The sequence below is a fragment of the Streptomyces sp. MnatMP-M17 genome (assembly GCF_900091995.1).
GTDB lineage: Bacteria > Actinomycetota > Actinomycetes > Streptomycetales > Streptomycetaceae > Streptomyces.
Window position 1 is genome coordinate 18,430 of record NZ_FMDK01000066.1, and the last position, 11,586, is coordinate 30,015.

Annotated in this window: 9 protein-coding genes; 6 read left to right on the forward strand and 3 right to left on the reverse strand. The window is 68.7% G+C overall.

Features of this window, described 5'->3' with window-relative positions; genetic code table 11:
- Nucleotides 1-319 precede the first annotated feature (319 nt).
- From GA0115259_RS03575 to GA0115259_RS03595, 5 genes are read left to right on the forward strand one after another with little or no spacing between them, the layout of a single operon-like run.
- Nucleotides 320-1,723 carry an aldehyde dehydrogenase family protein gene (locus tag GA0115259_RS03575; RefSeq protein ID WP_093590682.1) on the forward strand — a complete coding sequence of 468 codons (1,404 nt, stop codon included), beginning with the start codon at nt 320-322 and terminating at the stop codon, nt 1,721-1,723.
- Nucleotides 1,720-3,291, forward strand: coding sequence for a sugar ABC transporter ATP-binding protein (locus GA0115259_RS03580; RefSeq protein ID WP_093590685.1), 1,572 nt, complete (start codon nt 1,720-1,722; stop codon nt 3,289-3,291). Before GA0115259_RS03575 ends, GA0115259_RS03580 begins: the two co-directional genes overlap by 4 nt.
- Nucleotides 3,288-4,370, forward strand: a complete 1,083-nt coding sequence (locus tag GA0115259_RS03585; protein WP_093590688.1) for an ABC transporter permease — start codon at nt 3,288-3,290, stop codon at nt 4,368-4,370. The genes GA0115259_RS03580 and GA0115259_RS03585 overlap by 4 nt, the downstream gene beginning before the upstream one ends.
- A 2-nt stretch (nt 4,371-4,372) precedes the next feature.
- Nucleotides 4,373-5,332 (forward strand): substrate-binding domain-containing protein, encoded by a 960-nt coding sequence (locus GA0115259_RS03590; protein WP_237539737.1) that lies wholly within the window; start codon nt 4,373-4,375, stop codon nt 5,330-5,332.
- Entirely contained in the window at nt 5,332-6,798 is a 1,467-nt protein-coding gene (locus GA0115259_RS03595) for a mucin-5B (protein ID WP_237539738.1), read from the forward strand. Before GA0115259_RS03590 ends, GA0115259_RS03595 begins: the two co-directional genes overlap by 1 nt.
- A 180-nt stretch (nt 6,799-6,978) precedes the next feature.
- On the opposite strand, the gene GA0115259_RS03600 is transcribed toward GA0115259_RS03595, so the two are convergent.
- From GA0115259_RS03600 to oxc, 3 genes are all read right to left on the reverse strand, one after another.
- Complete coding sequence (locus tag GA0115259_RS03600) at nt 6,979-7,470, reverse strand: DUF2267 domain-containing protein (RefSeq protein WP_093590694.1); 492 nt, start codon at nt 7,468-7,470, stop codon at nt 6,979-6,981.
- Nucleotides 7,471-7,714: 244 nt separating this feature from the next.
- Nucleotides 7,715-8,971, reverse strand: coding sequence for a formyl-CoA transferase (gene frc / locus GA0115259_RS03605; RefSeq protein WP_093590697.1), 1,257 nt, complete (start codon nt 8,969-8,971; stop codon nt 7,715-7,717).
- Between the two features lie 134 nt (nt 8,972-9,105).
- Nucleotides 9,106-10,863 carry an oxalyl-CoA decarboxylase gene (oxc, locus tag GA0115259_RS03610; RefSeq protein ID WP_093590700.1) on the reverse strand — a complete coding sequence of 586 codons (1,758 nt, stop codon included), beginning with the start codon at nt 10,861-10,863 and terminating at the stop codon, nt 9,106-9,108.
- A gap of 288 nt (nt 10,864-11,151) precedes the next feature.
- On the opposite strand from oxc, the gene GA0115259_RS03615 reads away from it, so the two are divergent.
- On the forward strand, nt 11,152-11,586 hold a 435-nt coding region (locus GA0115259_RS03615), incomplete at its 3' end, for an AMP-binding protein (RefSeq protein ID WP_141716441.1).

Sequence of the window (11,586 nt, forward strand, 5' to 3'; positions counted from 1 at the left end):
ACCACGGCCCAGGCATCACTCGCGAGGGCCGGCCACCGGCGGAACCCGCGCCGGCGGGACGGTGACGGTCACTCATTGTGCGTCCTCCCGGGAAGAATCCGCGCCCGCGCGTCCGCCCGCGCCGCAGGCGTCGTACGGGCTCCCGCCTGCGAGGCGATGCCCTTGAGCCAGGCGTCGAGCGGTTTTGTTAGAGGTGTTGACGAATTGCTCACGGCGGGCCACCATCGCAGCACTTTCCGCAGTGTCCGATCGCACCTGCCAAGCCCGCACCTGCCTGCCAAGCCCGCACCTGCCACAGCCCGTACAGGAAGAGCGACGCATGCCGACCCGTACCGCACCGCTGTCCGTGCACAATCCAGGAACAGGCGAGCATCTCGGTGATGTCGAGGACTTCACCTCCGACCGTATCGACGCCGCCCTCGCCGCCGCCGCGCGTGGGCAGCGCGCCATGGCAGCCATGCCCGCCCATGAGCGCGCCCGGCTTCTGCTGCGCACAGCCGATCTGATCGAGGCCGAGGCCGAGGAGCTGGCCAGGCTCCTCGCTGCCGAGAACGGCAAGCCGCTCTTCCAGACGACCGAGGAGGTCGGCGCGGCGATACGGATCTTCCGGGGCTTCGCCGGTGAGGCGACCAGACTGTTCGGACGGCAGATCCCGCTCGGTGCCGTTCCCGGTCTGGAGCGTCATCTCGCCGTCACACTCCGGGAGCCGCTGGGCCCGGTCGCCGCGCTGGTGCCGTTCAACTATCCCGTGGAGCTCTACGCCCACAAGGCCGCCGCCGCGCTGGCCGCGGGCAACTCCGTCCTGGTCCATCCGCCGGTACGCTGCCCGCTCACCCTGTTACGGATCGGTGCGCTCGTGGAGCGGGCCGGTATTCCTGAGGGCGCCCACCAACTGCTCACCGGTGGCGTCCAGGTCTCTCAGGAACTGGCCGCCCGCCCGGGCGCAGCCGCCGTCAGCCTCACCGGCAGCACGCTCGCGGGACGTGAGATCGCCCGCCGCGCCGCCGACACCCTGAAGAAGGTCCATCTCGAACTCGGCGGCAACGACGCGCTGATCGTCTGCGACGACGCCGATGTCGAGGAGGCCGCCAACGCCGTCGTCCTCGGCCGGCTCGCGCGCGGCAACGGACAGATCTGCTGCGCGGTGAAACGGGTGTATGTCCAGGACGGCGTCCATGACGCCTTTGTGGACGCCCTGCTCGCGGGCGCCGCCAAACTCACCGTCGGCGATCAGCTCGCCGACGGCACCGATGTCGGACCGCTGATCAGTGAGCAGGCGGCCGAGCGCGTCGAGGCCGCGGTCGCCGCGCTTGTCTCGGACGGCGCCCGCAAGGTGGCCGGTGGCCCTCGCCGTGGCGCCTTCAGCGACCCGGCCGTCCTCGTCGACGTACCGCAGGACAGCGCCGCGTTCGCCGAGGAGATCTTCGGCCCGGTCGCGCCGGTCGCCCGGTTCGCCGATCCGCTGGACGCCGTACGGATGGCCAACGCGTCGCCGTACGGACTCCAGGCGGCCGTCTTCACCCGGGACATCCAGCGCGCCTTCACTCTCGCGCACCGGCTCGACGTCGGCGGTGTGATCATCAACGGCTCCACCGCGCTGCGCGCCGAGAATCTGCCCTTCGGCGGGCCCAGGGACACCGGCGGCTCCGCCGAGGGACTGCATGACACGGCCCTGGAGTTCACCCGGCAGAAGACCGTCGTGGTGATGGAGGCCCTCGGGTGAGCAGCACCGCCCGGACCGCTCTGGAGATCCGCGGCGTGCGCAAGGCGTACGGCTCCACCGAGGTACTGCACGGCGTGGATCTGACCGGACGGGCCGGTGAGGTGCTCGCCGTGGTCGGCGCCAACGGAGCGGGCAAGTCCACGCTGATCAAGATCCTGGCGGGTGCGGAACGGATGAGCGCCGGTGAACTCCGGCTGGACGGTGAGCGCGTCGAGCTGCGCTCACCGCATGACGCGCACGCGCACGGCATCCGTACCGTCCATCAGGAACTGACGCTCGTACCGGAGCTGTCGGTCACCGAGAACCTCCTCATGGGCCACTTCCCACGGCGGTTCGGCGGTCTCATCGACTGGCGGGCGGCCCATGCGCGCGCCCGTGAACTGCTGGAGTCCATCGGTTACGGCGCGATCGACCCGCGCACCAGGGCGGGCCGGCTCACCGTGGCCAGACAGCAGATGGTGGAGATCGCCAAGGCGCTGGTGAGCGAGGGCGGTGAGCCGAGAATCCTGGTGCTGGACGAGCCGTCGGCGGTGCTCGCGGGCGGCGATCTGGAGGCGCTCTTCACGCTGATCCGCCGGCTCCAGCGGCGTGGTGTGCTGATCGTGTACGTCTCGCACCGCCTCGCCGAGGTGACGGAACTGGCCACCTCCATCGTGGTGATCAAGGACGGCCGGATCGTCGCCGAGACCGTGCCCGAGCGCACCGACGAGAACGAACTCATCCGGCTGATGGCGGGCAGAGGGCCCGGCCGGCTCTATCCCACCCGTCGGCCCGACGCCGGCGAGCCACTGCTCACGGTCTCCGGACTGCACCGCCCGGGCGAGTTCCGGGACATCTCGTTCACCTTGCGGGCGGGCGAGATCACCGGACTCTTCGGCCTGGTCGGCTCGGGCCGCAGCGAACTGGCGCGCTGTGTCTTCGGCGCCGAGCCCGCGCACGCGGGAAGCGTCACGGCGTCCGGGAGCATGTCCGAGGGCGGTCCCACTGCCACGTCCGGCAGTGGCGCCACGCCCGACGGCGCCCAGCTCTTCCGCTCTCCGCGCGAGGCGATCGCCGCCGGGCTCGCGCTGGTCACCGAGGACCGTAAGCGCACGGGCCTGGTGCTCGGCCTCACCACCGCGGAGAACATCGGTCTCACCACACTGCGTACCACCACTCGTGGCCCGCTGCTGGACACCGGCAGACGGCGGCGCGAGGTCACCGCCATGGTCGAGCGGCTGGACATCCGGCCCGCGCACTGCGCCAAGCTGCCCGTACGCACTCTCAGCGGCGGCAACCAGCAGAAGGCCGTGCTCGCCAAATGGCTGCTCACCGGACCGCGTGTGCTGCTGCTCGACGAGCCCACCCGAGGCGTGGACATGGCGACCCGAGCCGAGATCTACCGGATGCTCGACGAACTGGCCCGCGCCGGGATGGCCGTTCTGCTGATCTCCTCCGATCTGACGGAGGTGCTGGGCGCCACCGACCGGGTGCTGGTGATGCGTGAGGGCCGCCTCACCGCGGAGCTGCCCTCTGACCGTACGACCGAGGACACCGTCCTCGCCCACGCGATCGGACACACCGCATGACCGACCAACTGACCACCTCCGCCCAGCCCGCCGAGCCGGCCGGCTCCGACGGGCCCGCTCCGCCCGGCCGTCGGCCGTCCCGGCTGCCCCGACCGCCCAAGCTGGTCGTGGCCGGACGCGATCTCACTCTGGAGGCCGGGTTCGCCGTGCTGCTCGTGGCGTTCGTCGCGATCGCCGGCTCGACCACGGACGCCTTTCTCACCGAGGGCAATCTCACCAATCTGCTCAAGCAGATGGTCACCACGGGACTGCTGGCCTTCGGCATGCTCACCGTGATCCTCACCGGTGGCATCGATCTCTCGGTCGGCTCGGTGGTCGCCTTCTCCGGCATCGTCGCCGCGGGACTCTCGGCCGGACTGCCGGTCCCGCTCGCGATGCTGATCGGTCTGGCCGCCGGGATGGGCTTCGGCCTGATGAACGGAGTGCTGATCGCCCGGTTCCAACTGGCGCCGTTCGTGGTGACCTTGGCGGCGCTCACCACCATCAGAGGACTGGCCTTCGTCTACTCGGAGACGCCCGTCGCGCCCGAGAAGGAAGGCTTCTTCGAACTGGGCTCGGCGGTGCTCGGCCCGCTGCCCCTCTCCACCCTGATCATGCTGGCGGTGTTCCTGGTCGGCGGGATCTTTCTGAGCCGCACTCCGGCGGGCCGCTCGCTGGTCGCGATCGGCGGCAGCGCGGAGACCGTACGGCTGGCCGGTATCGGTGTCCGCCGCCATATCGTGCTCGCCTATACGATCAGCGGCGCCTGCGCGGGACTCGCGGGCGTCATCCTCGCCAGCCGCGTCGGTATCGCCCAGCCCAGCGTCGGCACGGCCTTCGAACTCGACGCGATCGCCGCCTGTGTGATCGGCGGTGCCAGTCTGGCCGGCGGCAAGGGATCGGTACGGGCCACCTTCGCCGGAGTGCTCGTCCTGGCGCTGATCAACAATCTGCTCAATCTGTACGACGTACAGAGCTTCTGGCAGCAGGTGCTCAAGGGCCTGATCATCGTCGCCGTCATTCTCGTACAGCGCACCGGACGGTTCCGTACGGCCGGCGCGCCGAACCTCGCGGATCCCGGAAAGGCAAGATTGTCATGATCATGAAGAAAGTATCCGGTGTGCTGGTGGCCGGAGCCCTCGCCGCCGCCCTGGCCGGCTGCTCCTCCGGCGGCGACGCAGGCGCGGGAGACGGTTCGTACACCATCGGCGTCGCCAACTTCACTCTCAGCGGGCCCTACTTCAACGGTATGGACCGGGCCATCAAGGCGCAGGCGGAGAAGAAGAACGTCGAGATCGTCAGCACCGACGCGGGCGGTGACGCGGCCAAACTCGCCTCCAACGTCGAGGACTTGCTGAGCAAGAACGTCGACGCGGTGATCGTCTCGGGCGGCCCGCTGGAGTCGGCGCCCGCCGTTCTCAACTCCATCAAGGCGGCCGGCAAACCCGCCGTTCTGGTCGACCGCAAGTTCCGGACCGGTACGTACAGCAGTTGGATCGGCCCGGACAACGAGGCGATCGGCAAACAGAACGGGGAGTTCCTGGCGCAGCGGCTGCCCGACGGCGGTACGGTCGCGCTGGTCAAGGGCGGTCCCGCCGACAACAGCATCGGCCAGGCCCGTACCGACGGTGTGAAGGCGGCTCTGGAGAGCGCGCCCGGTATCGAGCTGGTCGAGGCGCCCGACTTCGGCAACTGGAGCTCCGACGGCGGACTGAATGTGATGGAGAGCCTGCTCGCCTCGCACGCCGACATCGACGCCGTCTTCTGCGAGAACGACGCCATGTGCCTGGGCGCGCAGCGCGCGATCAAGGACGCGGGCCGCGCCGACAGGATCGTGCTGGCCGGTGTCGACGGGCAGGCGGAGGCGCTCAAGGCCATTCTCGACGGCACCAACTACCTGGTCACGGGCCTCAATGACGCCGATGTGATCGGCAGTCTCGGTCTGGACAGGGCCGTGGACATTCTCGACGGCAAGAAGACCGAGAAGGACACGGTCGTTCCCTCACCACGTGTCACCAAGGAGAACGCGGAGAAGTACTACGACCCGAAGGGCAACTTCTGATGAGCCGCACTCCCACAAGCACCACCCGTGCCGGTGTCCGTACGCGGTTACGGCCGCGCCGGAAGCACCACTACGCGCTGACGGGCCTCGTCTGCGGCGCGCTCGTCCTGCCGCTCTCGCTCGACACCGCGTCCGCGGCGCCGGAGCCGCAGGGCAAGGATCCCAAGGTGGCCTGGCGGCTGCTGCACTCCGAGGACTTCTCGAAGACGCTCGATCCCGGCGGCGCGCCCTGGACGCGCGAGACCTATGCCGAGCCCTTCGACACGATCATGGACGACAGCGGGCAGTGGTACGCCAATGACTACGGCCCTGCCTGGAACACCGCGTTCAACTCCTTCGACACCTACCGCAAGGAGTTCCCGGTGGGCGACGGCGGCTGGCTGACCGCCTCGCTCTCCGCCCGCGACTGGAACAAGGACGGCCGGATCGAGAAGGCGCCGTCCATCACGAACGGCAGGGCGGGCGGCAAGACGGTGGCCCAGCTCAAGGTGCCCGATCACACCGGTGGCGCCATCTTCCGTCCCACCGAGCAGCTTCCCGACCAGTACCGTATCGAATACCGGCTGAAGACCATCGACTTCGGCGGGAAGCGGAACGGCACGATCGACTACGACAACCGGATCAACGGCTACAGCAAGGACGGCTGCAAGACCCAGCACCCTTGGGGCGAGGGCTCCAACAGCCCGGGCTGGGAGGGCGACGCGTCGGCGCCGTACTGCGAGTGGCAGGACGTCCGTGAGGGCAACTACGGCTACAACGGCTTCCACTATCTGTCGATCGTCGACTTCGCGGATCCCGCGCCACGGAACAATCACTTCTGGCACTACCGCCGCAAGGTGCTGATGGACTCGTTCTCCCAGCATCCCGACCGGGTCGGCAGCGGCACCGGAGGCCGGGTCTGCAATTCCAGCACCAACACGTACTACAACTACCGGGACAGCAGCTTCAACACCGTCAACATGTGGATCAGCGGACTCCCGAACTGGACGCCGGGCAAGGGCGGTCTCGCGGGCAACTCGCAGTGGTTCATGTCCAGTTGCTCCGGTGGAGTGGCCGAGCAGCAGCTCAGCTCGGCGGCGGAGCTCCAGCCCGAGCTGATGCCCAATCAGGACTATGTCTTCGCCATCGAGCGCGACGCCACCGGCTACACCCTGGAGGCCAGCGGCAACTTCGCCCGGGCCGGCCGGAAGACACTGCGCTTCCACCGGAACTTCATCGTCAACAACCAGCCGATCTGGCACTACAACGTCAAGCCGGGCGAGTACGACGGCCGCTTCAACAACACACTCGTCCAGAACGACAACAACGGCAGCGCGCGATGGCCGGACCAGTGGCCGGCCGGCTCGGCGTATCCGGACTCCTTCGTCATCGGTGACCTGTACACCAATGTGTACGAGGGCAGCGCGAGCCTGACGGACATCAAGCTGTACGTGCCTCAGACGGCCAAGAAGAAGCAGGAAAATTAGTCGACGGTCGCCAGGCATACGTTGCCCGACCCGGGGCAGGGGCTGTGATGAGCCGAGCTCGCGGCCTACCCCCCCGGCCGCACGGGCTCCTCGGCCCCATCGGCGTACCCCCTCGCCGGTGGGGCCGCTCTCGCGAGCCGGGCCTCTGTCTTCGCGAGCCGGGCCTCTGAAGCAAGGGCCTCAGCGCGGGGCCTCGGAGGCAGGCTTCTCAGGCTTCTCGCGGGGCGCCTCAGGAGCAGGGCCGTCCGGCAGGACGGCGGCCAGCGAGGTCGGCATATGCGCCTTGAGGTCCTTCCACTCTCCCTCGCTGATGTGCTGCTGGAGGGCTGTGAGGACGGTATGCACCAACTGCTCGGTGCCGCCGTCGACCGAGTAGCGGAAGTCCCGCTTGACGCGTTCGAGGAACTCCTCCTTGTGCATCTTCACCGGCGTTTCGGCGGGCTTCCAGCCGTCGTAGTAGATACCGCGCAGCAACGTCGGGAGCTGAGCGGCGAACTGCGCGCTCTCCTCGACCGACAACCGGTCCCGCAGCTGGTGCAGAACCGCCCGCAGAGCGGCGTAGGACTGTTTCCGGCGTTCCTTCGGCCATCCGTAGGGCTTCTCGATCTCCTTGAGTATGTGGTTGGCCTTGTCCACCATCGTGTCGAACGAAGAGAATCCTGTGTCGACCATCTCGTGATCCTTTCGGCTTGCCGCCGAGGTACGAAGCGGATGCTCACGGCGAACCGGGTGCTCACGCCCATTCTCCCGCGCGGGCCGCACCCGGGCGAGAGCAGTCCCGTACGCGCGGGAGGTCGGCCCATCACGCTGAAGCTGCTGTACTCCGCCGTACACACTCCGCACACAAACGGGTGCCCTGCACGCGGATCGCGCGCGGGGCACCCGGGAATCGGTCGTACGGCCACGAGTCACCGCATCAGGCGACGACGTTGCCCTCGTGCAGCCTGCGGATGTCGTTCGCGTCGTAGCCGAGGTCCGCGAGAACCTCGTCGGTGTGCTCGCCGAGCAGCGGCGCACCCTTGATGTCGGGCTTGAAGGCGGAGAACTTGACCGGGCTGCCCACGGTCAGGTACGTGCCGCGCTCCTTCTGCTCGACCTCGACGATCGTGCCGCTCTTGCGCATGTCCGGGTCCTCGGCGAGCTCCTTCATGCTGAGCACGGGCGCGCAGGGCACCTCCCACTCGCGCAGGATGTCGACCGCCTCGTACTTGGTCTTGTCGGCCAGCCACTTCTCGATCTCGCCGAAGATCTCCATGATGCGCGGCTGGCGGGCCCGGGCGGTCGTGTAGTCCGGGTCGTCGACCCACTCGGGGTGGCCGATGGCCTCAGCGGTGCGCTTCCAGTTCTGCTCCTGGATCGTGAAGTAGATATAAGCGTTGGGGTCGGTCTCCCAGCCCTTGCACTTCAGGATCCAGCCGGGCTGGCCGCCGCCGCCGGCGTTGCCGCCGCGGGGCACCGCGTCGCCGAACTCGCCGTGCGGGTACTGGGGGTACTCCTCCAGGTAGCCGATCTTCTCCAGGCGCTGCTGGTCACGGAGCTTGACGCGGGTCAGGTTGAGCACGGCGTCCTGCATGGACACCGATACCTTCTGGCCCAGACCGGTCGCATTGCGCTGGATGATCGCGGTCAGCAGGCCGATCAGCAGGTGCATGCCGGTGTTGCTGTCGCCGAGGGCCGAGCCGCTGATGGTCGGCGGGCCGTCCCAGAAGCCCGTGGTGGACGCGGCGCCACCGGCGGCCTGGGCGACGTTTTCGTAGACCTTGAGGTCGTTCCACGACGAGTCGTCGTTGAAGCCCTTGACCGAGCCGAAGATCAGCCGCGGGTTCAGCTCGTGGATGTGCTCCCAGCTCAGGCCCATACGGTCCATGGCGCCCGGCGCGAAGTTCTCGACCAGGATGTCCGACTCGCGGATCAGCTTCTCCATGACCTCCTTGCCCTCGGGGGTCTTGGTGTTGATGGCCAGCGAGCGCTTGTTGCTGTTCAGCATGGTGAAGTAGAGCGCGTCGAGGTCAGGGATGTCCCGGAGCTGGTTGCGGGTCACGTCGCCGCCCTGGGGGCGCTCGACCTTGATGACGTCGGCGCCGAACCAGGCGAGCATCTGGGTGCACGCGGGACCGGCCTGGACCCCGGTGAAGTCGATCACCTTGATTCCGGCGAGCGGCTTTTCACTCATGATGGCTTCCTTCTCGTGAATGTTCTCGGTGCGAGGGTGGAGTGTGCGGTGTGCGGAGTACGCGGGGGTTCAGGAGTACGCGAGTGGTTCAGCGGGAGGGCGGAACGTCTGCGCGCGGCGTCCACGCGGAGCGTCTACTTCTTCGCCGGCGTGATGTTGCCGACGGTGATGCCCTTCGGGTTGAGGTGCGCGATATGACCGCTCTCGGTGCCGGCCGAGGGATCGATCGCGCAGTCGATGAGCGCCGGGCCGCCTGAGGCCAGCGCCTCGGTGAGGGCGGCGGTGACCTCGGCGGGCGTGGTCGCGCGGTAGCCCTTGCCGCCGAACGCCTCGATCATCAGGTCGTGGCGCGCCTGGAGCATCAGCGTCGTCGGCGACGGGTCGGTCTCCAGCGGGTTGATGTCGTCGCCGCGGTAGACACCGCCGTTGTTCATGATGACGGTGACGACGGGCAGCTTGTAGCGGCAGATCGTCTCCAGCTCCATACCGCTGAAGCCGAAGGCGCTGTCGCCCTCCACGGCCACGACCGGCGCGCCGGTCTCGACGGCGGCGGCGATCGCGTAGCCCATGCCGATGCCCATGACACCCCACGTACCGCTGTCGAGGCGGTGGCGCGGCACCTGCATGTCGATCACATTGCGCGCGATGTCCAGCGCGTTGGCGCCCTCGTTGACGATGTACGTCTCGGGGCGCTCGTGGACGACATCACGTACGGCCTTGAGGGCGCCCATGAACTGCATCGGGTGCGGATCGGCCTTGAGCCGCTCCGCCATCTTGGCGACATTCTGCGCCGAGCGCGCCGCCAGCTCCTCCCGCCAGGCGGCCGGAGCCGCGATCTGGCCCGGCTTGGTCCGCTCGGCGAGCACTTCGAGCACCGACTCGATGTCTCCGACGAGCGGCGCGGCGATGGGCTGGTTGCTGTCCAGCTCCTTGGGCTCGATGTCCACCTGGATGAACTTGGCGTCCGGGTTCCACTGCGGAGCCTCGCCGTGGTTGAGCAGCCAGTTCAGCCGGGCGCCGAGGAGCACCACGACATCGGCCTTGCGCAGCGCCAGCGAACGGGCGGTGGCGGCCGACTGCGGGTGGTTGTCGGGCAGCAGGCCCTTCGCCATCGACATCGGTACGTACGGGATGCCCGTGGACTCGATGAACTCCCGGATCCGCTCGTCGGCCTGCGCGTACGCGGCGCCCTTGCCGAGCACCACCAGCGGGCGCTGAGCGCCCGCCAGGAGCTCGATCGCGCGATCCACGGCCTCGGGGGCCGGGAGCTGGCGCGGCGCCGGGTCGACCAGACGGCTCAGCGTCTTGGCGCCCTCCTCGGCGTCCATGATGGAGCCGAGCACCGCGGCCGGGATGTCGAGATACACACCGCCGGGCCGGCCCGAGATCGCGGTGCGCAGTGCGCGGGCGATACCTCGGCCGATGTCCTCGACACGGCTCACGCGGTAGGCGGCCTTCACGAACGGCTGAGCGGCGGCGAGCTGGTCCATCTCCTCGTAGTCGCCCTGCTTGAGGTCGACGAGATGCCGCTCGCTGGAGCCGGAGATCTGCACCATCGGGAAACAGTTCGTGGTGGCGTTCGCGAGTGCGACGAGGCCGTTGAGGAAGCCCGGCGCGGACACCGTCAGAGCGACGCCCGGCCGTTTCGTGAGGTAACCGGCCGCCGCCGCCGCGTGACCGGCGTTGCTCTCGTGGCGGAAGCCGATGTAACGGATGCCCTGGGCCTGCGCGAGGCGGGCCAGGTCGGTGATCGGGATGCCGACCACCCCGTAGATGGTGTCGACATCGTTCAGCTTCAGCGCGTCGACGACCAGGTGGTACCCGTCGGTGAGCTCGGCCTCGGCCGGAACGTCGGCGGTCGACGCGGTCTCCAGTGCGGAAGGGGCGGTCATGGCTCCGAGGTCCTCCTTGGGCGGTCATGCCTGTGCGGCTTCTCGTCCCACCATGTTCGGCGTGCGTGCTCGCGTCCAAGACCTATCGGCGACCAACCGATAAACAGCATTTATTGATGCTGGTCGCGGGAGCGCGGGAAGCGCGGCAGCTCCCTTGATAAACATTTGCTATCAACTGTTCACCAGCGCGTATTGGACGGACACTTCGCGCCAGCGCAGGCTCGCAGATGACGGTTTCCTCAGATTCCTCAGATCCGGTATGAGTTCCAGAGCGAGGAGATGGTGGTCATGGCCGTTCCCACTACGGCGTCCGTGTGCGACACGAACCGGTACCGGCCCCCGGCGGTCACGGGCCTCGTGGATCTCCTGGACCGGCAGGTACGCGACTGTCCCGGCGCCAGGGCGCTCGTCGTCACCGTCACCGGCAACCGGGCGGACCTGTCCTACGGCACTCTCGCCGCCCTGGCCGACGACATGGCCGTGCGCCTCGGCGGCGCGGGGCTGCGGCGCGGTGACGCGGTGGGTCTTGTCTGCGCCAACACCGCCGAGTTCGTCGTCGCGCTGCTGGGCGCGGCACGGGCCGGGCTGGTGGTCGCGCCGGTCGATCCCGCGCTGCCGGAGCCGGAGATGTCCGCCCGGCTCGAAGAGCTGGGCGCGCGGGCGATCCTGACCGGTCCGCTCGCGGCCGACCCGGAGGCGGTCGCGGGGGGCGCGTGGGTTGAG

What these genes read in the sequence shown, in the direction of transcription:
- GA0115259_RS03585 (WP_093590688.1), top strand. Translation starts at nt 3,288, where the DNA reads ATGACCGACCAACTGACCACCTCCGCCCAGCCCGCCGAGCCGGCCGGC.
- GA0115259_RS03600 (WP_093590694.1), bottom strand. Translation starts at nt 7,470, where the DNA reads ATGGTCGACACAGGATTCTCTTCGTTCGACACGATGGTGGACAAGGCC.
- oxc (WP_093590700.1), bottom strand. Translation starts at nt 10,863, where the DNA reads ATGACCGCCCCTTCCGCACTGGAGACCGCGTCGACCGCCGACGTTCCG.
- GA0115259_RS03590 (WP_237539737.1), top strand. Translation starts at nt 4,373, where the DNA reads ATGAAGAAAGTATCCGGTGTGCTGGTGGCCGGAGCCCTCGCCGCCGCC.
- frc (WP_093590697.1), bottom strand. Translation starts at nt 8,971, where the DNA reads ATGAGTGAAAAGCCGCTCGCCGGAATCAAGGTGATCGACTTCACCGGG.
- GA0115259_RS03575 (WP_093590682.1), top strand. Translation starts at nt 320, where the DNA reads ATGCCGACCCGTACCGCACCGCTGTCCGTGCACAATCCAGGAACAGGC.
- GA0115259_RS03595 (WP_237539738.1), top strand. Translation starts at nt 5,332, where the DNA reads ATGAGCCGCACTCCCACAAGCACCACCCGTGCCGGTGTCCGTACGCGG.